General features: G+C 62.8%; 22 protein-coding genes. 3 read left to right on the plus strand and 19 right to left on the minus strand.

What is annotated here, in order from left to right; translation table 11 throughout:
• Positions 1-17: 17 nt before the first annotated feature.
• Entirely contained in the window at positions 18-911 is an 894-nt protein-coding gene (locus ACS5Q8_RS21655) for an AraC family transcriptional regulator (protein WP_276194381.1), read from the minus strand.
• A gap of 181 nt (positions 912-1,092) precedes the next feature.
• Between ACS5Q8_RS21655 and ACS5Q8_RS21660 the strand changes: the two genes are divergently transcribed.
• Positions 1,093-2,145: an NAD(P)-dependent alcohol dehydrogenase gene (locus ACS5Q8_RS21660; protein ID WP_276194382.1), complete on the plus strand. Its 1,053-nt coding sequence runs from the start codon at positions 1,093-1,095 to the stop codon at positions 2,143-2,145.
• Here ACS5Q8_RS21660 and ACS5Q8_RS21665 read toward each other — a convergent pair whose 3' ends face one another.
• The 6 genes from ACS5Q8_RS21665 to ACS5Q8_RS21690 form a co-directional block, all read right to left on the minus strand.
• Positions 2,146-2,949: an IclR family transcriptional regulator gene (locus ACS5Q8_RS21665; protein WP_276194383.1), complete on the minus strand. Its 804-nt coding sequence runs from the start codon at positions 2,947-2,949 to the stop codon at positions 2,146-2,148. It lies immediately after the preceding gene.
• 202 nt (positions 2,950-3,151) lie between these two features.
• The gene (gene araH / locus ACS5Q8_RS21670) at positions 3,152-4,117 is read right to left on the minus strand and encodes an L-arabinose ABC transporter permease AraH (protein WP_465159394.1); all 966 of its coding nucleotides are present in this window, start codon (positions 4,115-4,117) and stop codon (positions 3,152-3,154) included.
• Between the two features lie 19 nt (positions 4,118-4,136).
• Positions 4,137-5,636 carry an L-arabinose ABC transporter ATP-binding protein AraG gene (gene araG / locus ACS5Q8_RS21675; RefSeq protein ID WP_465159395.1) on the minus strand — a complete coding sequence of 500 codons (1,500 nt, stop codon included), beginning with the start codon at positions 5,634-5,636 and terminating at the stop codon, positions 4,137-4,139.
• Positions 5,633-6,619, minus strand: coding sequence for a substrate-binding domain-containing protein (locus ACS5Q8_RS21680; RefSeq protein WP_247407380.1), 987 nt, complete (start codon positions 6,617-6,619; stop codon positions 5,633-5,635). The genes araG and ACS5Q8_RS21680 overlap by 4 nt, the downstream gene beginning before the upstream one ends.
• 38 nt (positions 6,620-6,657) lie before the next feature.
• Positions 6,658-7,479, minus strand: a complete 822-nt coding sequence (locus tag ACS5Q8_RS21685; RefSeq protein ID WP_247407383.1) for an SDR family oxidoreductase — start codon at positions 7,477-7,479, stop codon at positions 6,658-6,660.
• Positions 7,480-7,633: 154 nt separating this feature from the next.
• Complete coding sequence (locus ACS5Q8_RS21690) at positions 7,634-8,113, minus strand: GNAT family N-acetyltransferase (RefSeq protein ID WP_253398135.1); 480 nt, start codon at positions 8,111-8,113, stop codon at positions 7,634-7,636.
• A gap of 190 nt (positions 8,114-8,303) precedes the next feature.
• On the opposite strand from ACS5Q8_RS21690, the gene ACS5Q8_RS21695 reads away from it, so the two are divergent.
• Both ACS5Q8_RS21695 and ACS5Q8_RS21700 read left to right on the plus strand, forming a co-directional pair.
• Positions 8,304-9,500, plus strand: coding sequence for an MFS transporter (locus ACS5Q8_RS21695; protein ID WP_426102619.1), 1,197 nt, complete (start codon positions 8,304-8,306; stop codon positions 9,498-9,500).
• 86 nt (positions 9,501-9,586) lie between these two features.
• Positions 9,587-9,931, plus strand: coding sequence for a hypothetical protein (locus ACS5Q8_RS21700; protein WP_276194387.1), 345 nt, complete (start codon positions 9,587-9,589; stop codon positions 9,929-9,931).
• Between the two features lie 16 nt (positions 9,932-9,947).
• On the opposite strand, the gene ACS5Q8_RS21705 is transcribed toward ACS5Q8_RS21700, so the two are convergent.
• From ACS5Q8_RS21705 to mltG, 12 genes are all read right to left on the minus strand, one after another.
• Positions 9,948-10,865 carry a PfkB family carbohydrate kinase gene (locus tag ACS5Q8_RS21705; protein WP_276194388.1) on the minus strand — a complete coding sequence of 306 codons (918 nt, stop codon included), beginning with the start codon at positions 10,863-10,865 and terminating at the stop codon, positions 9,948-9,950.
• Positions 10,858-12,324, minus strand: coding sequence for a purine-cytosine permease family protein (locus ACS5Q8_RS21710; protein ID WP_276194389.1), 1,467 nt, complete (start codon positions 12,322-12,324; stop codon positions 10,858-10,860). Before ACS5Q8_RS21710 ends, ACS5Q8_RS21705 begins: the two co-directional genes overlap by 8 nt.
• Positions 12,325-12,392: 68 nt before the next feature.
• Positions 12,393-13,424 (minus strand): ADP-ribosylglycohydrolase family protein, encoded by a 1,032-nt coding sequence (locus tag ACS5Q8_RS21715; RefSeq protein WP_276194390.1) that lies wholly within the window; start codon positions 13,422-13,424, stop codon positions 12,393-12,395.
• Positions 13,421-14,134, minus strand: a complete 714-nt coding sequence (locus ACS5Q8_RS21720) for a GntR family transcriptional regulator (protein WP_276194391.1) — start codon at positions 14,132-14,134, stop codon at positions 13,421-13,423. The genes ACS5Q8_RS21715 and ACS5Q8_RS21720 overlap by 4 nt, the downstream gene beginning before the upstream one ends.
• A 70-nt stretch (positions 14,135-14,204) precedes the next feature.
• Positions 14,205-14,765, minus strand: coding sequence for a DUF1285 domain-containing protein (locus ACS5Q8_RS21725; RefSeq protein WP_276194392.1), 561 nt, complete (start codon positions 14,763-14,765; stop codon positions 14,205-14,207).
• Between the two features lie 16 nt (positions 14,766-14,781).
• Positions 14,782-15,387 carry a DUF4823 domain-containing protein gene (locus tag ACS5Q8_RS21730; protein WP_276194393.1) on the minus strand — a complete coding sequence of 202 codons (606 nt, stop codon included), beginning with the start codon at positions 15,385-15,387 and terminating at the stop codon, positions 14,782-14,784.
• Between the two features lie 206 nt (positions 15,388-15,593).
• Positions 15,594-16,562, minus strand: coding sequence for a GTP 3',8-cyclase MoaA (locus ACS5Q8_RS21735; protein WP_276194394.1), 969 nt, complete (start codon positions 16,560-16,562; stop codon positions 15,594-15,596).
• A 114-nt stretch (positions 16,563-16,676) separates the two neighbouring features.
• A complete protein-coding gene (locus ACS5Q8_RS21740; protein ID WP_276194395.1) occupies positions 16,677-17,345 on the minus strand; it encodes a TetR/AcrR family transcriptional regulator in 669 nt (222 codons plus the stop codon).
• 445 nt (positions 17,346-17,790) lie between these two features.
• Positions 17,791-18,576 carry a TatD family hydrolase gene (locus tag ACS5Q8_RS21745; protein WP_443695873.1) on the minus strand — a complete coding sequence of 262 codons (786 nt, stop codon included), beginning with the start codon at positions 18,574-18,576 and terminating at the stop codon, positions 17,791-17,793.
• A gap of 63 nt (positions 18,577-18,639) precedes the next feature.
• On the minus strand, positions 18,640-19,629 hold the full coding sequence (locus tag ACS5Q8_RS21750; RefSeq protein WP_253398150.1) for a DNA polymerase III subunit delta': 990 nt from the start codon (positions 19,627-19,629) through the stop codon (positions 18,640-18,642).
• Positions 19,622-20,254, minus strand: a complete 633-nt coding sequence (gene tmk, locus ACS5Q8_RS21755; protein WP_253398153.1) for a dTMP kinase — start codon at positions 20,252-20,254, stop codon at positions 19,622-19,624. The genes ACS5Q8_RS21750 and tmk overlap by 8 nt, the downstream gene beginning before the upstream one ends.
• Before the next feature lie 19 nt (positions 20,255-20,273).
• The gene (mltG, locus tag ACS5Q8_RS21760) at positions 20,274-21,404 is read right to left on the minus strand and encodes an endolytic transglycosylase MltG (RefSeq protein WP_465159396.1); all 1,131 of its coding nucleotides are present in this window, start codon (positions 21,402-21,404) and stop codon (positions 20,274-20,276) included.
• Position 21,405 lies beyond the last annotated feature (1 nt).

A 21,405-nucleotide genomic window follows, 5' to 3' on the forward strand; every position in this document is an offset into this window, starting at 1 on the left:
CGTTGATCCAGGGAGAATCAGGCCGCGCGCTCTTCGCCGGGATTGCGCTCAAAGTAGCGCTTATATTCGCGACTGAACTGCGACGTACTCTGATACCCCACGCTATGCGCCGCCTGCGCCACGCCCATGCCTTCCACCAGCAACAACTGCTGCGCCTTGAGCAACCGCAAACGCTTCAGATACTGCACCGGCGACAACAAAGTGCAGCGCTTGAAGTGTTCATGAAAGGTCGACGCACTCATGTGCGCATAACCTGCCAACGTCTCGATATTCAGCGGCTCGGCGTAATGGGCGTGCAGGTGATTCAACGAGGTGGCGATTCGTGAAAACTGCCCCTGCTGTTCCACCAACGCGCGCAACACATCCGCCTGGGGCCCACGCAACGCGGTGAACAACAATTCACGCACCCGCGCCGGGCCCATGATCCGGCTTTCCAGCGGATCGTGCAGGCATTGCAACAGCCGCTCGACGCAGCCACGCATGGCGTCATCCAATACCACCGAACTCATCGACTCCAAGGTCTGCGCGGTCGGCGGCGGCCCGGCCTGCATGCCCATGGCCATCACCAATTCGCCCAGCACCACCCGATCAATCCCCACCGTTACCCCCAACAGCGGTGCGCCGGGCGCCCGGGCGAACGTCTCGCATTCGAACGGCACCGGCATCGCCTGGATCAGGTAGTGCCCCGCGCCGTACTCCAGGGTACGCGGGCCCAGGTACGCGACTTTGCTGCCTTGGGCGACGAACATCAGGCTCGGCTCATAGATCTGCGGCCCGCGCGCGACGTCGCAACTGGCGCGCAACACTTGCACACCCGGCAGGTGGGTCGGGGAGAAACCGTCGCGGGGCGTCAGCCTCTCGATCAAGGAAACCAGGGTGGCGTTGGCGTCGAGATGGCGGGTCAACAACATGGCAAAAAACTTCGCTAATAAGGGATGAGAGCATCATCGCAGGTCGAGCGCCCCGTGCATCCAAACCAGAGGCACTCCCGGACGAATAGGCATGAGACTCGGAGCAATCGCCATGGTCGCCTGCGGGGTCGGCGCGGAAAATGGCCCACCTCACTTGTCACTGCTTTTGCGAGGTTTGCCCATGTACACCGCTATCGGTTATGCCGCCCAGTCGGCCACCACTCCCCTCGCCCCCCTGTCGTTTGAACGCCGCAGCCCGCGCGCCGATGACGTGGCGATCGAAATTCTGTACTGCGGCGTCTGCCATTCCGACATCCACCAGGCCCGCAACGAATGGGGCATCGCCGTGTACCCGCTGATGCCGGGCCATGAGATTGTCGGCAAAGTCAGCGCCGTCGGCGCCAACGTCACCGCGCATAAAGTCGGCGACCTGGTCGGCGTCGGCTGCATGGTCGACTCGTGCCGCCACTGCGCCGCCTGCCAATCGAACCTGGAGCAATACTGCCTCGAAGGCCCGACCATGACCTACGCCACCCCGGACCGTGTCGATGGCAGCAACACCATGGGCGGCTACTCCGACAGCATCGTGGTCAGCGAACACTTTGTGGTGAAGATCCCGGCCAAGCTCGATCTGGCCAGCGCCGCACCGATCCTCTGTGCAGGCGTCACCACCTACTCGCCGCTCAAGCACTACGGTGTGAAGGCCGGCGATAAAGTCGGGATTCTCGGCATGGGCGGCCTGGGGCATATGGGCATCAAGTTCGCCAAGGCCATGGGCGCCGAAGTCACGCTGTTCACCCGTTCTGCGAGCAAGGCCGAGGAAGGCCGGCGCCAGGGCGCGGATCATGTGATCGTGTCCACCGACGCCGCGCAAATGAAAGCCGCCGCCGGGCACTTCGACTTCCTGCTGGACACCATCCCGGTGCAGCACGACCTGAACCCCTACCTCGATGTGCTGCGCTTTGACGGCGTGCATATCTTGGTCGGTCTAATCGAGCCGGTAGACCCGCCCGTCAACGCCGCCAAGCTGGTGCTCGGCCGTAAAATGCTGGCCGGTTCGCTGATTGGCGGCATCGCAGAAACCCAGGAAGTCCTGGATTTCTGCGCCGAGCATGGCATCACCTGCGACATCGAAATGCTCGACATCCGCCAGATCAACGAGGCTTTCACGCGCATGATCGCCGGCGATGTGAAGTACCGCTTTGTCATCGACATGGCGACCTTGAAGGCCTGATCAGGCCTTCGCGCCCAACTGCGCAGATAGCCGCGCCGCGACCTGTTTGATCACGGGAATCAGCTCGGCCATTTTCTCCAGCGGCATGTAGGGCACGGTACTGGCGATGCTGATGCCGGCGACGATTCGCCGGCTGGCATCGCGCACCGGTGCCGCCACGCAGCGGATCGACGGCTCGTTGTCTTCCAGGTCGAACGCATAACCGCCCACCACATACTCACGCATGCGCTGCTCGAATTGCGCCCAGGATTGCTCCGGGTGTTGCGGCCACTGCAGGTTTTTCCCTGCCGTCGGATGGCTGACTTCGTACAGGCGCTGCCACTCTTCGACGCTGTCATCCAACAGCAACGCCTTGCCGATACCAGTCCGCGCCAGCGGCATGCGATGGCCGACCCGCGAGCGCATTTCCGGACCGTTGCGACCGGGGTTCTTGTGCAGATAGAGCACGTCGTCGTCTTCACGAATCGCCAGGTGGATGGTGTCGCCGGTCAGCGCCGACAACTCGTCCAGATACGGCACCGCCAGGGTCACCAACGGCAACTCTTCGCGCGCCTGAAACCCCAGCTCGATCAGCTTCGGCCCCAGCAGGTAGCCGACTTGCGGCACCACGCGCAGGTAGCGCTCCTCCACCAGGCAACTGGCCAGGCGATGCGTGGTGCTGCGGGTGGTGCCGATGCGCCGGGCGATCTCTTTCAGATCCCGCGCACCGGCCGCCACCGCCTGCACCACGCCCAAGCCACGCAGCAAGGTCTGGGTGCCGGTGGGAGCGGCGTCTTTGACGGGGGTGTGGGCGGTTTCCTGCATATCGGGCCTATGTGGTGGTACGAAAACGAGCAGCATTATGGCAAATACCGAACCTCAATACAGTTGAGATCCAAATGTGGGAGGGGCGGTGCGACGACTCGACTTGCCCCCGATAGCGGCGTGCCAGTCTGCACATCTGTTACTGATAGACCGCTATCGGGGGCAAGCCCCCTCCCACACTTAGATCTTCACATGGCTGAATTCAGCGCTGCTTCAGCCGGTCGATGATGACCGCCAGCAACAGGATCGAACCACGGATCACATACTGGTAGAACGTGTCGATATTCTTCAGGTTCATCGCGTTCTCGATGATCGCCAGAATCAGCACCCCGGCGATCACATGACGGATCATGCCGATGCCGCCGCTGAGCGACACCCCGCCTAGCACGCAGGCGGAAATCACCGTCAGCTCAAAGCCCTGGCCGATCATCGGCTGGCCGGAAGTCATGCGTGACGCGAGGATCACCCCGGCCAATGCGCCGATCAACCCGTGTACGGCAAAGATGATGATCTTGGTGCCGTCGACATTCACCCCGGCGAGCAATGCCGCTTCCTGGTTGCCGCCAATGGCCATGGTGTTGCGCCCGTAGGTGGTGTAGTTGAGCAGCCAGCCGAAGAACACAAAGCACAGCACGGTAATGATGATCGGCACCGGCACGCCCAGCAGTTGGCCGTTGCCGAGCACGAAGAAGCGCTCGTCCATTACGCCGACCGCCTTGCCGTTGGAGAAGATGTAGGCCAGGCCGCGCACGATCTGCATGGTCGCCAAGGTGGCGATCAACGCATTGATGCGCAGCTTGGCGATGACGATGCCGTTGATCAGCCCCACCACCAGGCCCATGGCCAAGGCCGCCGACACGCCGAGCAGCACACTGTCGGTGTCACGAATCACGATCCCGGCCACCACGCCGGCGCAGGCGATCACCGAGCCCACCGACAAGTCGAAGTGCCCCGACGCCAGGCAGAACAGCATGGTGCAGGCCGCAATGCCCACCGTGGAAATCGCCAGGCCCAGCCCGCGCATATTCAGCGGCGAGAGGAAGTTGTCGATAAACAGCGCGCTGAGCACAAAGATGCCCAACGCGGCGAGCAGCATCACCCAGTCATCGAGAAACTTGCGCTGGTTGAAACGCGGCCAGAAGCCTTTTGCAGTTTTTACCTGAGACATACCTGTGCCCTCGAATTCTTCAAGCCCGCATCCGCGGGAGTGCCAGTTGCAGCAGCCGAGCTTCATCCGCTTGTTCGCGGCTCAATTCACCGGTCAGGGCGCCTTCGCACAGCACCAGAATGCGGTCAGAAATCCCCATCACCTCCATCAGGTCGCTGGACACCACAATCACCGCAATACCGCTCGCCGCCAGGTCATGGATGATCTGGTAGATCTCCGACTTGGCGCCGATGTCGATGCCCCGCGTCGGCTCGTCCAGCAGCAGCACCTTCATCGGCATCGACAGCCAGCGGCCAAGAATGGCCTTCTGCTGATTGCCGCCGGACAGGTACATGATTTTCTGCTCGGCGCTTGGGGTCTTGACCTTCATCGCGCTGATTTGCCGGCCGGCGTTGCCCTGCTCCCAGCCCTCGCGCAGCAGCCAGCCAAACCGGGAATGGGCGCCGCGCGCGCTGATGTTGATGTTCTCGGCCACGCTGGACAGCGGGATGATGCCCTCCTTCTTGCGGTCCTCCGGGCACAGCAGCACGCCGGCGGCGATGGCGTCGCGGGGTGAACGCAGGTTCAGGCTTTCGCCGCACAGTTCCAACTGCCCCGCCGTGGCGCGCTGCAAGCCGCTGAGCAGGCGAAACAGCTCGGTGCGCCCGGCGCCGACCAAGCCGAACAGGCCAAGGATCTCGCCCTTGCGCACGTCAAAACTGATCGGCTCGCGCAGGCCGGGGCCGAGCAAACCGTCGACCTTGAGCGCCACGTCGCCGTGCTCGCGCGGGCGGTAGTCGTAGATGTCCTGGATATCGCGGCCGACCATGCAGGTGACCAGTTGGTCGTGGCTCAGCGCGCTCATGTCGTCGAAGGTGCGCACGTAGCGGCCGTCCTTGAACACCGTCACCGCGTCGCAGATGCGGAACACTTCTTCCATGCGGTGGGACACGTACAGCACCACTTTGCCCTCGTCGCGCAGGCGCGTGATGATCGCCATCAGCCGGTCGATCTCGCGGGCCGACAGGCTGCTGGTGGGTTCGTCGAAAGCGATCACATGCGCGCCACGGGACAGCGCCTTGGCGATTTCCACCAGTTGGCGCTGGCCCAGGGACAGCCGCCCGAGCTTCTCCTGCGGGTCGATTTCATCGGCCAGGCCCTTGAGGCAGGCCAGCGCCTGCTCGCGCAGCCGCCGGCGGTTGACCACGCCGAAGCGCGCCGGCAAATGCCCGAGGAACAGGTTTTCGGCGACGCTCATTTCCGGCACCAGATGCAACTCCTGGTGGATCACCGCGACGCCGCTGGCAATGCTGTCGGCCGCGCATTTGAAGGCCATGGTCTGCGCGCCGATCTGCACGCTGCCGCTGCTCGGGATGTAGGCGCCGCCGAGGATTTTCAGCAGCGTCGACTTGCCCGCGCCGTTCTCGCCCATCAGCGCGTGTACCGAGTGCGGCCGCGCTTCAAAGCTGATCTGCGCCAGCGCTTTCACACCGGGAAACTCCTTGCTGATGCCATTGAAACGCAAGGCCGCGCCGCTCATTTCCACAGCCCGATCTTGGTCAGTTCTTCCTGAAAGTTGGCGCGGGTGATCAGGGTCACTTCGTCCATGGCGGTGTACTTCGGCGGTTCCGTGCCTTTGGTGACCCATTCGTACATCATCAGCGCGGTGTTGTAGCCCTCGATGTGCGGGCTCGGCAGCATCGAGCCGAAGAAACCACTGTTGGCTTTCTTCAATTCACCGATGGCGTCGGTGCCATTGATGCCGATGCCGATCACATTCGCGGCGGCAAACCCGGCGCTTTCGGTGGCGCGCACGCCGCCGAGCACGGTGTTGTCGTTCATGCCGCCGATGATCAGGTTTTTCGCGCCGCTGGGCAGCTTGACCAGGGCCGAGTTGGTGGCGTCCATGCTGCCGGGCACGTCGAGGGTCTTGAGCGCGGCGGTGAGGATGTGGTCCTTGGGAATGCCCGCTTCTTCGAGGGATTTGATCGAGCCGTCGGTGCGTTTTTTACCGGTGTCGAGTTCGTTGAAAGTGGTGATCACCGCGTAGGTGTCCTTCCAGTCCCACCCGCGTTTCTTCGCCTCGGCGGCCATCGCCGCACCTTGTTTCTGGCCGACTTCAAAAGCGGCCATGCCCAGGTACGGCACGTCCTCCATGAAATTGCCCTTGGCGTCGACGAAGCGATCATCCACGGCGATCACTTTCAAGCCGTTGGCCTTGGCCTTGGCGACAATCGCCGGGCCGAGGGACACGTCCGGCGGGCAGATCACAAAACCCTTGGCGCCGTTGGCGGCCAGGCTGTCGATCGCCGAGAGGGTTTTCTCGCCGTCGGGCACGGCGATCTTGATCACGGTGAAACCATGTTCCTTGCCGGCTTTTTCGGCGAAGGCCCATTCGGTCTGGAACCAGGGTTCTTCGGCTTGTTTGACCAAAAAGCCGATCTTCACTTCTTCGGCAACGGCCAGACTGCTGAGGCCGCTTAACGCGATAGCGGCGGTGAGTACGCGTAGGGCTTTTTTCATGAACGGCACCTCTTGTTGTTATTGGAGAGTGACAAGTTCTAGTCGTGGTACATCACTGACCGCCCGCCATCGATCATCAGGCAGGTGGCGTTGATAAAGGGCGCCTCATCGGTGGCCAGAAACAGCGCGGTCATCGCCACCTCAACAGGCTGGCCGATGCGCTTGGGCGGGTGCAGGTCGAACGCGCGCTGGCGCTCGGCCTGGGGGTCGGGGAAACCGTTCCAGTAGTCTACGTTGAGCTGGGTTTCGATATAGCCCGGCGCGATGGCATTCACGCGGATACCCTTGGACGCGTATTCGATGCCGAGGGCGCGGGTCAGGCCGAGCAGGCCGTGTTTGGCGACCGGGTAGGGAAAACAGCCGGGAATGATGTGGCTGGAATGGGTCGAGGCGATGTTGATGATGTTGCCGATGCCCTGCTCGATCATGTGCGGCAACACCGTGCGGCAGCCGTACCAGGCACCGTCGAGGTCGATGGCGAAGCAGCGTCGCCAGTCCTCGTCGGTCATCTGCAACGGGTCGCGGAACACATTGACCCCGGCGCAGTTGACCAGCACATCGACGCGGCCGAAGCGCTCGATGGCCAAATTGACCAGCGCCTGCCATTGCGCCTGGGACGTGATGTCGACCGGCTGCGCGTAGATCTCGGCGCCGCGTTCGCGCCAGTGAGCGGCGACTTGCTCGACCTTTTCGGCCTGGATATCGGCGATCACCAACCGTGCCTGCTGGGCCTGGAAGCAGGCAACGATCGCCTCGCCAATGCCTTGGGCGGCGCCGGTGATGATCACCACCTTGTGCTTCAGCCGCTCGCCATAGGTGGGTTCGGGCACGGCGGGGAGTGACAGAGGGTGTGCCTGCATCGCTTCACCTGTTTTATTTTTGGTAGTGAGTGCTGATGCAGCCGACTATAAACCCAGACCTTCAAATATCTCAATATATAAATTTACATCCCACATAGTGAGAGAGCGTGTAAAAAAACCGGCGTCGGGATGCCGGTTTTCATCGGGGTTTTCATCAGCCCTGGGCGAAATCCCGCAGCGCATCGCCTTCCATGCGGTAGCGCACCCACTCTTCCTGGGGCTGGGCGCCGATGGATTTGTAGAAGGCAATCGCCGGCTCGTTCCAATCCAGCACGCTCCACTCGAAACGCCCGCAGCCGTTGTCGCAGGCGATCTTCGCCAGGTGGCGCAGCAACTTCTTGCCGGCCCCGCCACCGCGTTGCTCGGGGTTGATGTAGAGGTCTTCGAGGTACAGGCAGTTGCTGCCCAGCCACGTGGAATAGCTGAAAAAGAACACCGCGAACCCGATCGGCAATCCGTCGCGCAGGCAAATCAGCCCATGGGCAGTCGCGCCCTCGCTGAACAGGCTGCGCTCGATGTCCACCACACTGGCGATCACTTCATGACGAGCCCTCTCAAACTCGGCAAGCTCGGTAATGAAAGTCAGGATCTGCGCAGCATCGCTGGGCACGGCGGGGCGAATCTCGATGGTCATGGGCGCGCCTTGGGTAAATTCAAAGGCCACATACTAAGACGGATTGATGACAGATTGCAGTGCAATTTCGGGGTGGCCAGGGCACCTCACTCCGTTGCGGGCTAATGCAAGCACCACCAACTACAGAACAATCCGCCCTGACGTGCATGGTAGAAAGTCGCCATAACTCCAATGATTCCAAGGCGTGCTCATGAACTCAACATCCCCGGTGGGCGGAAAGTTATTCGCCCTGTTTTGCCTTGCCAGCTTCCTGTTGTCGTTGTCCTACGGCTCGACGTTTCTGCTATCGCTGCTGATTCATTCGCGCGGCGGGAATGAGCATGACGCCGGCAGCGTGATTTCCACGGCGATGCTCAGTACCTTCGTCGCGGTAGTGCTCTCCGGGCATATGGCCGACGCGTTGGGCGCGGCACGAGCGATTGCGGGGATGGGCGTGTTGCTGGTGGTGGCCTGCCTCGGTTTTGCCCTGACGCCGGGGTTTGGCCAAGGCTTGATGCTGTTCGGGCTGGCCCTCGGATTGGGCTGGGGCGTGTTCTACACGCTGGGCCCGATCATCGTGACCTTGCTGGTTGAGCCCAGGCAGCGGGCCAAGTATTTTGCGCTGCTGTCGGGCAGTATGTTGAGTGGGATCGGTGCCGGGCCTCTGCTCGGACGAGCCACCAGTGCGCTGGACCTGCCCCTGACGACCGCCTTCTATATCGCTGGGGTGGCCAGCCTGGCCGGGGTGGTGCTGTTCTGGCGATTGGGCGCACAACTCAAGCGTCACGCGAATGCACCGACGTCGAGGATTTCCCTGGCCGCCATCCGCCGGGTACTGTCTTCCAAGGCGGCGTTCGCCATCTTGATGGTCGGTCTGGGCGGTTGCGTGTTTGGCGGGCTGTCATCGTTCCAGACCAGCTACGCGGCCGCACATGGGTTGGACTATTCGCTGTTCTTCGCGGGGTTCCTGAGTGCCGCGATCACCAGCCGCCTGTTGATCGCCGGCTTCGTGGTCAAGCGTGATGCCTATCGGGCGGCGTGTGTGTTGTCCGGGATCATGCTGGGGTCGATTGCACTGTTTGCGTTTGGTGTGAGCGGCAACCTCAGCTACTTGCTCGCGGCTGCCACGTTAGGGGTCGGGTACGGCCTGACGTATTCGGTGATCAATGGGCTGGTAGCCCACGAATCGCCGTCCGGCACTACGTCCCAAGCGTTGCTGCTGTTCAGCCTGGCGTATTTTGTCGGCGTCTTCGGGTTTCCCTGGCTAGCGGGCAGGATCATCGTCGACTACGGCCTGCCGACATTGATGATGGGCGTACTGGCCATCGCCGCCCTGAACTGGATGATCACCGTGGCACGCCTGATAGCGCGCCACCTCTCGGCACACAAAATCTTACAGGTGTCCTGAGACCGCTCGTCGGCATCCAGGCACGAACAGCAAATGAGGGCTGACCAATAAAGGGTAAGGACATTAATCCTAATGGAGACACCCTCATGAAGCATTCCAAGTGTGCCGCCCTCGCCTTCACCGCGCTGCTGTCCGCTGCCTCGCTGAGCGCCTTCGCCGCGTCCTCGTCTACCGGCAAGACTGATCCGGTCGACACTCCGCCGAGCTCGGCGACCCAGGAATCCCAGGACTCGATGGGCACCGGCCTCGACACCAATGGCGGCGCGATCATCGACAACGGCGCCGACCCGCGCACCCAAGGCAACGACACCCAGCGCCAGGCGCCGGCGGCCGTCGGCAACGGCAAAATGGGCCCAGGTGTCAATCAGCCGAATATCAACAAGGGCGACGACTCGAATATCCCTGGCGCACCGAAACAGCCTGCGCCTTGATGCATCGAATAGGGGGTTAGTCGGCTAATAGCGCATCGACTTCGGCGGTGCCTGGAGAAGTCGCCGGCCCCCAGCGCGTCACCGCCAAAGCGGCTGCCGCATTGGCGCGCCGCGCCGCGTCGAGAGCGTTCAAACCGTTGGCCAAACCGGCGATAAACACGCCCGCGTGCGCATCTCCCGCGCCATTGCTGTCGACCGCCTGCACCTTGAAGCCGGGCACATGCTCGAGCGCATTCGCCCGCCCGACCCAGCAACCCTTCGGTCCATCGCGCACCACCCGTAGCGTTTCGGCGGGCAGGTGCTGGTTGAGCGCCAGCAGCGCCTTGGCAATATCCACCGCGCCAGTGAACGCCACGGCTTCGGGGCCGTTGCTGGTCCAGATGTCGATACGCGGCAGCAGCGCGCGCATCAACGCCGAATCCGGCGCCTTGACCAGCGGGCCAGGGTCGAAGACCACCGCAATCGCCCGTGGCAGCGCCAGTAGCCAGTCGATCAGCGGCTGGGCCTTGCCGTCGAGGAGCAGGCTGTAGCCACTCACGTACACGTAGTCATCGGCACGCGGCACCACGCTGGCCAAGTCCTCGGCACTCAGCTCACCCTCGGCGCCCAGATGGGAGATGAAGGTGCGCTCGGTGCTGGCTTCTGTCAGCGCCACGCACAGGCCGGTGTCCTTGCCGCGGCTGGCAGGCAGCGCCATGTCGATGCCTTCGGCCTGCATCGCCGCGCGGGCCAGATCGCCGAAACGCCCAGTGCCATGGCGCCCCAGGTAGACCGCCGGCAGCCCGTTGCGCCGCGCCGCCGCCATCACATTAAAGCCGCCGCCGGCTTCGAAACTGGCCGATTGCGCCAACACATCGCCGCCGCTCGCTGGCAATTGATCGAGGGCCATGACCAGGTCGACGATGACCTGGCCGGTGTGCAGCAACCTAGGCATTGGCACGCTCGACGAACACCGGACGCCGGTCAGCGGCGCCGCCCAATGCCGCATACATCCCGCCGGCCACCAGGAACGTCACGATCCAGCCCAGGCCGTTGTGGCCCAGCCAGGAATCGGACAACGGCCCGGCGAACCAGATGTTGTCGGCGGTGGTGCCGATGGTGGTGAAACTGAACCCGAGCCCGATCGCCACGGCCCAGGCACCCAACGCACGCCATTCCACCCCGCCGTGGTACCAATAGGCGCTGCTTGGGCTGACGTCCAGCAGGTCCTTGGGGCTGTAGTAATGACGGTGAATCAGGTCGACCACGAAGATCCCCACCCACGCAGTGATCGGCACCGCCAGTAACGAGATGAAGGTGATGAACGGGCCGTAGAAACTGTCGGCGATCAGCATGAAGTAGATGGAGCCGGCGAAGATCGCCACGATATCGACGATCACCGCGTACACGCGCTTGACCTTCAAGCCGAGGGTCAAGGTAGTGAGACCGGCCGAATACACCGACAGGTTATTGGACAGCAACAGCCCGCCAAACGCCGTGATCAAGTACGGCACGGCCATCCAGGTGGGCAGCATGTCGCGGATCGCGACGATCGGGTCAGTCGCCGACGCCAGGTCGTTGTTGCCCACCGACAGCAGGCCCCCGAGGGTGATCAGCAGCACCAACGGAATGCCCGCGCCGAACGCGGCGGATGCCACCAGGCGCACGGCCTTGACGCTGCGGTGCTGGTAGCGCGACATGTCGGCGCCGGCGTTGGCCCAGCCGATACCGGTGCCGGCGGCCATGGTGCCGATACCGATGAGCATCGCGCTCAAGGGCGCCGGGGTGGCGTTGAACACTGCGCTCCAGTCGATGGTGGCGCAGAGGAAGCCGCCGACCAGGAGATTCAAGGCGCCGAACACGTAGGTCGCCCACTTCTGGATCACCAGCAAGGTGGCGTGGCCCAGGCCGGAAACGGCCAGGGTCAGCAGCACGAAAATAGCGATGAACAGCAGGGTCAGCAGCGGCGCACTTTTCGCCGCGACCGGGGTTTGGAACAGGATCGTACACAACGACAGCAACACGAAGGCGGCGGTGGTGGTGTTGACGGTTTCCCAACCCAGGCGCGACATCAGCGACACCAACGTCGGCCCGATATTGCCGCGCACGCCGAAAATGGCGCGGGACAGCGTCAGGCTCGGCGCGTGCCCACGACGCCCGGCAATCGAGATGACACCCACCACCGCGAAGGAGCCAGCGGCGCCGAGAATGGCGACGATGATCGCCTGCCAGATGGCCAGGCCGCGAAACGCAACCAGGGTGGCGCCCAGCGGCAACCCCAGGATGCTGATGTTGGCCGCGAACCACACCCAGAACAGTTGCAGTGGATGGCCGTTGCACTCGCCTTCGGGGACCGGTTCGATGCCGCGTGTTTCCAAGCGCCCGGCGCTTTGGCCGAAAGTGGACGTACTCATGTGCGGGTGCTCCTGGTGCCGGTATTGTTAGGGTTGTGGCAAATTCGCAAAGCGCAATCTTGATGCGGTCAATGTGCGAGCGGGCCGGCCTGTGGCATCTGGCGCAAGGTGAGCAGCCCGTCAACCAACGGCTGCAACGCCAACCCGTTGACCTGCTTGACCTGTTCGATCATCGCCGCAGGCCAGCACTGCATCCCCAGGCACGCCCCCAGCATCGCGCCGAGGATCGCGGCGATGGTGTCGGTGTCGCCGCCCAGGCTGGCGGCCAGGCACAAGGCGTCGAAGGCATTCATCGCGCCCACCGCCACTTGCTGCGCGAGGGCGAACGACACCACCACCGATTCCTGGGAAGCGACGGAGGTGCCGATCAACTCATAGAGCAGGTCGGCGAACAGCGCCTTGTCGCCACTGGCGACGCTCAAGGTCCGCGCCCAACTGATGCGCGTGGAAATACGGCCGCCGGCCACCCAGTGCCCGTGGCGTTCGGCCTGCTGGGCGATCTGGGTGCCGACGTTCAGCGCTTCGCCCAGGTCCGCCCCGTTGATCCCGGCCGACACCACTGCCGCCACCGCCGCAGCGCTTGAGATGCCCAGGCTGGTGTTGTGAGTGACCTGGCACGCCTGGATCACCGCCTGGATGAACGAAGCAGGGTCGCGGACATCGGCGGCAATCCCCACCGGCGTGATGCGCATCGCTGCGCCGTTGGTGGTGCCGTAGCGCCCGGATTCTTCAGGCGTATGCCCGGTGAGGATCATATCGATGGCGCGCTTGGTCGAAGGGCCCAGCAGGTCCTGGGAACCCTTGGCGCGCATCCGCGCTTCCCAGTCGATCAGGCGCTGCGCGAGTACGCTCGGCGCGATCGTGCCCTGGCCTTCCACCAGCAACTCGCCGACGAGGATCGCCTGCTCGGTGTCATCGGTGATGGAGCCGGCGGGCATGTTCGGTGCGATGGGTTGGTCGGCGTCGGCATCTTCCAGGCCGGTGATGGCACCGAAGCGAGCCCTGATTTGTTCGCGGCTCAGGGACTGGGTCGGCATGCCCAGGGCATCGCCCAACGCCAGGCCGTAGAAGGCGCCGAGGGCGCGACTGTGCGCGGTCATTTCGCCGCGCCAAACTGCAGATGCAGACGAAAATGCACAGGGTCGAGCAGACTTTCGACGTACTCCATGAAGCGCTCGCGCCGGTCGTAAGTGGTGCGCGACGCCTTGAGAAACACCGTGCGCGCCGGGCGGCCGAGCAGCTCGGCGTCTTCATCGGTCAGGGGCTCGGCGCCGATCCATTGATCACCTTCGGCGCCGACGTAACCGTAGGCGGCCAGGGTGATGGTCAGGGAGTTATCGATCAGCCCGACGCGGGGCAGGCCTTCCAGGCCACCCGAGGCTGGCATCAGCGAGCGTTCCAGGGACACGGCGCGGCCATCGGCGGTGCGTCGACGGCGGTCGAGGGCAATAAATTGGTCGCAGCCGAAACGGCTGAACAGGTCCGGGCGGGTCACGGCTTCGAAACGCAGGATATCGGTGCTCACCAGGGCGCCGGTGTCGGCCAGTGCCTGAGCCCAGCCGCTGCGTTGGTCGAGCACCATGCCGTCGAAGGTGACGATGGAGCCAACGCCGCTCTGGGTGGCAATGTAGTGGCGGCGCTTGAGCTCGGCCAGGGCTTCGCGCAATGTGCCGCGACTGACTGCAAACTCTTCGGCCAGTTGATACTCACCCGGCAGCAGGAAACCGTCGGCCATCACCCCACCTTCGATACGGCGGATGAGTTCGTCGACGACGCGTTTTTTCTTATCAAATCGGACATGTCTAATCATGTACAAATTGATAACCGAAAGCCGCCGTTTGCAGCAAGCAAATTATTTCAGGGGGAGAAAAAAACCGCCCTCAGGGCTCCAGGCCAATCGGGAAAAACACCCCGTCGCTCCACACGCCGAGCCAGTTCCGACCGTTGATTGGGCGGCTCACCGCCAGCTCGACCAATTGGTAGAACACGTTGCGATGAACCAGCGCTTCGAGGTTGGTGCGCACCCGCAGATAGGGCGAAGGCTCCTCGGTGTCGGGGTCGATCACCACCCGCAGCGGGTGTTCGAGACCAGCCTCAACCTGCTCGTCGACTTGCGTGGTGAAGCGCAACCGTTGGCTTTCGCCCTGCCCTTCGACTTCCAGGGTGACCGCGACAAACGGCGCATCCTCGACGGTGATGCCGACCTTTTCCACGGGGGTGACCAGAAAGTACTCATCGCCATCGCGCCGGATGATGTTGGAGAACAGCTTGACCATCGGTTTACGCCCGATCGGCGTGCCCTGGTAATACCAGGTGCCGTCGCGGGCGATACGCATGTCGATGTGGCCGCAGAAGTCCGGGTTCCACAGATGCACCGGCGCCGGCCCCTTGCCCTTGGGCAGTTGAGCCAATAGATCATTGGCCTTGGCGGAATCGGTCATGGGGTTCTCCTCTGGCTTACTGATCGCTCATGCCCAGCAGGCCTCGGGCGTACTGCGCCAGGGGGCGGGCGATCAGATCTTGGGGCTTATTGTCGTGGAACGTCAGTAAACCGCCACGACTGTGAATCCGTGCAGTATCAATCAAATACTGGGTGCTGGTCTCGATCAACATGATCTGGATAACGCCGCTGTCCAGGCCGACACGGTCGAGCGCCTGCTGGTCAGTCCACTCATCGGCGTTGCCGATGCGGTCATCCGCCTTGGCGAAGCGGCAGTACAGCAAGTAGTGAGCGCCAGCCGCACGGGCTTCGGCCATGGCTTGTTCGAGGCCTTCGGGCTGACGGGCGCGGCGCACCATGGGGAAGTATTCGACGAAACCGTTGAAGGCTTCTTCGGCGACCACGTTCGGTCGCGGATAGGCGCTGCCCGGCGGCACGAAGGCGCCCTGGGCGATGAAGATGAAGGAGTCCGGCTGCACGCGAATCGAGGCGGTGCGCCGGGTGTCGCTGTGGTCCAGCAACCCGGCATCGCTCATCTGATAACGGGTGCCTTCGGCCATATCGCTGACGGTCATGCAACCACTCAGCGCCAACGACGCCAGCAACAAAACCAGACTACGCATCCTAATCCTCCAGAAGCCGGTGACGGAAAACCGGCGAATGGACACGAGATGCAGAATCCGCGCCATTTGGAAACAACGCATCACTAAATGTGGGAGGGGGCTTGCTCCCGATGGCAGTGAGTCAGTCAGCTCATCTGGGACTGACACATTGCAATCGGGAGCAAGCCCCCTCCCACACTGGATGGTGTGAAATCCAGGGGGCAGGGTTAGCCGCCGATGATCTTCATGATGGTCGCACCGCCGGAGAACGCCACTTCCTGTTTATCGCCCAGAGCCTTCATCAACAAGCCCTGCAAGGCAGGCAGCGCCTGGTGGCGCGGTTTATCGAGCAGGTCGCCGACATAGTGACGGTTGCTCGACGACAGGCAGCCATGCAGCCAACCGGTGGACGACAGCCGCAACCGTGAACAGGTACGGCAGAACGGCACGCTTTCGTTGGCGATCACGCCAAAGAAGCCCTTGCCCGGCACTTCGTAGCGCACCGCCGTGGCATCCACGGGAGCGTTGGCTTGCAGGTATTCGTGGTGTTCGCCGATCAGGCTAAGCAGTTGCTGAAGGCTGACGAATTGCTGCAGGAACGCATTGGAGTCCTTGGCCAGGTGGCCCATGCGCATCAGTTCGATAAAGCGCAGCTCGTAGCCCCGCTCCAGGCAATAGTCGAGCAGCGGCATCACCTGGTCGAGGTTCTGACCGCGCAGCGGCACCATATTGACCTTGATCTTGATCCCGGCCGCGCGCGCCTGGTCCATGCCATCGAGCACCGTGGCCAGGTCGCCACCACGGGCGATGCTGCGGAAGGCGTCGGCGTTCAGCGTGTCGAGGGAGACGTTGATCCGCCGAATGCCGGCGTCCACCAGCAGCGGCAGTTTGCGCGCCAGCAGTTGGCCGTTGGTGGTCAGGCTGATGTCACTGAGGCCCATCCCACCCACGGCGCCCATGAAGGCTTCCAGCTTGGGGCTGACCAACGGTTCGCCGCCGGTGATGCGCAGGCGTTCGATACCGGCGGCTTCGATCAGGTAAGCCACGCCACGGGCCATGGCCTCGGCCGAGAGTTCGTCCTGGGCAGCCACCAACCGCTTGCCGTTAGGCACGCAGTAGGTACACGCGTAATTGCAGGCTGAGGTCAGGCTGATCCGCAAATTGCGAAAACGCCTGCCTTGACGATCAACGATCATGGATCACTCCGGCAGAGGATAATTCGGACGCGCTAAAAGCTGACTTATAAATCAGCTTTTAGCAAGCGCCTTACCTGAGTATATTCCTGGGTTACTGCGCCTGGCAGCAAATCATTACGTGGCAGGCGTCTCGGCGGGCGTGGCTTCAACGGGTGGCAGCTCAGCGCTGTGCTTGCGCTTGTTGCCCATGCGCACGCCGATGTCCATCAGGAACTGGAAGAAGCCTTCCTGATCTTCCAGCACATTGCTCCAGAACGGCGAGTGGTACAGCGCCACGGCGCCATGCACCAACGCCCAGGCGGCGCAGTAGTGGAAATACGGCGGCACGTCTTCCAACTTGCCTTCGCTGATGCGGCCCTTGATCAGCAGGGTCAGGCGCTCGAAGTTCGAGGCGCGGATCTTGTGCAACTCCTCGACCATTTCCGGCACCTGGTGGCCCTTGACCACCTTCTCTTCCAGACGGTCGAACAGGCGGTAGCGCTGCGGGTCACGCATGCGGAACTCAAAGTAAGCCCGCGACAGAGCTTCCTTGTCCTTGTCCACATCGGCCGAATGCAGCAGCTCGTTCAGGTCGCGCTCGTAGTCGAGCATCAGGCGCAGGTAGATCTCGGCCTTGGACTTGAAATGCTTGTAGATGGTGCCTTTGCCGATACCTACGGCATCCGCAATCATCTCGACGGTAACGCTGTCTTCACCTTGTTCGAGGAACAACTTGAGGGCGGTATCGAGAATTTCCTGCTCGCGGCGGCGAAACTCACGGACCTTACGGGGTTCTTTTTGCATGAGGAAAAGGTCTGCAGAGGTCGGTAAAGGGAGGGTTGCGCAGGGCCAAGGATACGTGGCGATACGATTTACCCGGTGCGAGAGATTATCCCGACTGAACGGTCGTTGGGCAACGCCTATGTGAACCCGTCACACACATTACTTTCAGCGCGCCAACGAATTCATGGCGTTCAGTCAGAAATAATACATAACGTTTACGCCTGTACATCCGCTCAATGAGAACTCAAGCGAAGCGCGCGTATTCCAAATCTGTTTAAAAAACGACCAGACGCGACTGGACTGAATCGGATACTGATCAATACTTCAACTGTCGGCGCGACATCTCCCCCAAGTGACGCGTCGATCTGGGTACCGACGGACTGTGTGCCCTTGTTTTACTCCTAATGGTCTTAACCCGGATTCCCCCCCCAGAACCCGGGTTTTTTTTGCCTGCGCTTTGGCCGCGTTAAACGGCGACGTGAGCCAGCGGAAACAGGCGCTTGAAGTTCTCGGTGGTCTGCTCGGCAAAGCGCTCGTAGGATTCACCGCGCAGCATCGCCAGATAATCCGCCACATCGCGCACATACTCCGGCAGGTTCGGCTTGCCGCGATGGGGAATCGGCGCCAGGTACGGCGAGTCGGTTTCCACCAGCAGCCGGTCGGCCGGCACTTGTCGCGCCAAGTCACGCAGGGCGTCGGCATTGCGGAAGGTGACGATGCCCGACAGGGAAATGTAGAACCCCAAGTCGAGGGCCGCCTTGGCCATGTCCCAGTCTTCGGTGAAGCAATGCAGCACCCCGGCCTGGGGCAATGCAGCTTCGCGCAGCAGGCTCAGGGTGTCGGCGCGAGCGCCTCGGGTGTGGACGATGACCGGTTTGCCGGTCTGCTCGGCGGCTTGCAGGTGCAGGCGGAACGACGCCTGCTGCAATTGCGCGGCTTCGGGCTCGTAGTGATAGTCCAGGCCGGTTTCACCAATCGCCACCACCCGTGGGTGGTTGAGTTCGCCGAGCAACCAGTCGAGAGCCGGGGCTTCGCCGGGCTTGAGGTCCAGCGGATGGATACCCACCGAACAATCCACGTCGGCATAGCGATCTGCGAGGGCTTTGACGTCGGCCGCATTGTCGGCGCTGACGCCGATGCACAGGAAGTGCCCGACCCCACGCTGGCGGGCCGCTTCCAGGGCGGCGTCGAGGGAACCGCCGTGTTGGGCGAGGTCGAGGCGATCAAGGTGGCAATGGGAATCTACGAGCATAAGAAATGACAACTTCAATCACGGGAAGGGTCTGGCCGACGATACACCCGTCGGCCACGGAAATTAACGCCGGCCGAGCAAGCCGACCCACTGCACCAGCAGCGCTTCGAGCAACAGCACGCGGTTGAGGTTGGCCTTGCCGAGCACCTTCTGGCGCTGGGCGAGAATCCAGTCCTGGATATTCAGCACCTTGTCCTGCGCGCTTTTCTGCGCGAGGTATTGCACGACCTTGCGCATGTCCGGCAGGCCCAGGCCATTTTCATCCTGGGTCAACTGGTAGCGCAGGATCAGGCTCGACCAGTCGCAGAACCAGTCGAACAGCAGCAGTAAGGGGATGTCCTTCCAGGCAGCTTCGGCCAACTGGCTGGCAGACAGCTCTTGCTTGAGCAGCTTTTTCACCCCGTCCACCACCAGCGCACGTTGCTCGCGCACACCCTGGGCTTGCAGCTTCACGGCGGCCAGGGGTGAGCCGGCGGCCAGGGTCAGCAGCTCGACGCGCTCGGCGGCGGAGCAGTCCGGCAGCGCCTGCTCCAGCCACTGCAGGCTCATCGCTTCGCTGGGCAACGGGCACGCCTGCTGCACGCAACGGCTACGAATGGTCGGCAACAAGCGGCTGGACTGGTGGCTGACCAGCAACAGCACGGTATCGCCGGAAGGCTCTTCGAGACTTTTGAGCAAGGCGTTGGCGGCGTTGATGTTCATCGCCTCCACGGGTTCGATCAGTATGACCTTGCGCCCGCCCATCTGCGCGGTCTGCACCACGAAGCTGACGAGATCACGCACCTGGTCGACCTTGATCGCCTTGTCTGCCTCCTCGGGTTCCAGCAGGTAGTTGTCCGGGTGGCTGCCGGCCTTGAGTAGCAGGCAGGATTTGCACGCGCCGCAGGCTTCCAGGTTGACCGGGCGTTGGCACAGCAGGCTGGCCATCAGGCGTTCGGCGAGTGCGCGCTTACCGATACCCGCCGGGCCGTGCAACAAGTAGGCGTGGGCGTGCTGGGCACGGCCGGCCAGTTGCTGCCAGAGACTGTCCTGCCAGGGGTAGGCTTCAGCCACGGGCGCGCTCCAGCAATGTCGGTAGCAGGGCATCGATGGCGTGCTGCACCTGGGCCAGCGGCTGGGCGGCGTCCAGCAGGTAGTAACGCGCCGGCTCGGCCTTGGCCCGGGCGAGGAACGCGCTGCGCACGGCGTTGAAAAACGCCTGGCCTTCCAGTTCGAAGCGGTCCAGGCGGCCACGCGCACTGGCGCGGGCCAGGCCGACTTCCACCGGCAGGTCGAACACCAGGGTCAGGTCAGGGCGCAAATCGCCTTGGACGAAGGTTTCCAGGGTGGCAATGCGCGCCTGGGACAGGCCGCGGCCGCCGCCTTGGTAGGCATAGGTGGAATCGGTGAAACGGTCACAAATCACCACGGCACCACGGGCCAGTGCCGGGCGAATCACTTCGGCCAGATGCTGGGCGCGGGCGGCGAACACCAGCAGCAGCTCGGCGTCCGGATTCATCTGTTCTTCACCCGGAGCCAGCAGCACTTCACGAATGCGCTCGGCCAACGGCGTACCGCCGGGCTCGCGGGTCAGCACCACCTCAATACCCTCGGTGCGCAAACGCTCGGCCAGGTAATCGCGGTTGGTACTTTTGCCGGCGCCTTCCGGGCCTTCCAGGGTAATAAACAAGCCAGTCACAGGCAGTCCTTAGTCAGAGTCATTGCGGGCTTTGCGGTGCGACGGCGTCCGGCGCAAGCTCGGCGGAGGCGGCAGGTGCGTCGTTCGTCGGCGTGGCGTCTTCCAACGGTTTCACCTGCGGCGCCGGGCTGGAACGGTAATCGGCGCGACGCTTGAGCTGGAACTCACGCACGGCGGCATTATGCGCATCCAAGTCATCCGAGAAAATATGGCTGCCATCGCCCCGTGCGACGAAATACAGGCTGCTGCCCGATACCGGGTTCAACGCCGCATGAATCGCCTCGCGGCCGACCATCGCGATGGGTGTCGGTGGGAGCCCCGCAATCATGTAGGTGTTGTACGGATTGGCTTCCTTGAGATGGGCGCGCGTCAGCTTGCCGTTGTAGCGTTCGCCCAGGCCGTAGATCACCGTGGGATCGGTCTGCAGCAGCATGCCGATCTTCATGCGACGCACGAATACCCCGGCGATCTGCCCCCGCTCCTCCGGCACACCGGTCTCTTTCTCCACCAGGGAGGCCATGATCAGGGCTTGGTACGGGTCGGTGTACGGCGCGTCGGCGGCGCGCTTGCTCCACTCCTGGGCGAGTACGTCATCCAGGCGGTTATAGGCCTTCTTGAGGAACTCGACATCCGTCATGCCGCGCACAAAGCGATAGGTATCGGGAAAGAATCGCCCCTCGGGGAACACCCCAGGGTGGCCGAGTTTGTCCATCACTTCACTGTCACTCAGCCCGGCAAGGCTCTGCACGATCTTTTCATGCTTGGCCAACTCCGAGCGCACTTGGCGAAAATTCCAACCCTCCACCAGCGTCAGGCTGTATTGCACCACTTCGCCACGCTGCCACAAACCGATCAAGCCTTGGGCGGTGAGCCCGGGTGTCAGGCGGTATTCACCGCTGTGCAATGGCTGGCCTTCGAGGTTGAAACGCCAGTAAAGACGCAACCAGAACGCGCCGTCGAGCACCCCGTCGGCTTCCAGGCGATTGAAGGTGCCGGTCGGCGTGGAACCTGCCGGCACGTCGAGCAGTTGCTCCTCGGTCAGGTGCAAGGGCTGCTTCAGGGCTGAGTTGAGCTTCCAGGCCGACACCCCCAACAGCAATGCCGCCGAGAACAGACCGATCAGCAGCAGTAACAACAGTTTTCGTATCAAC

The organism is Pseudomonas sp. PAMC25584 (genome assembly GCF_058135675.1).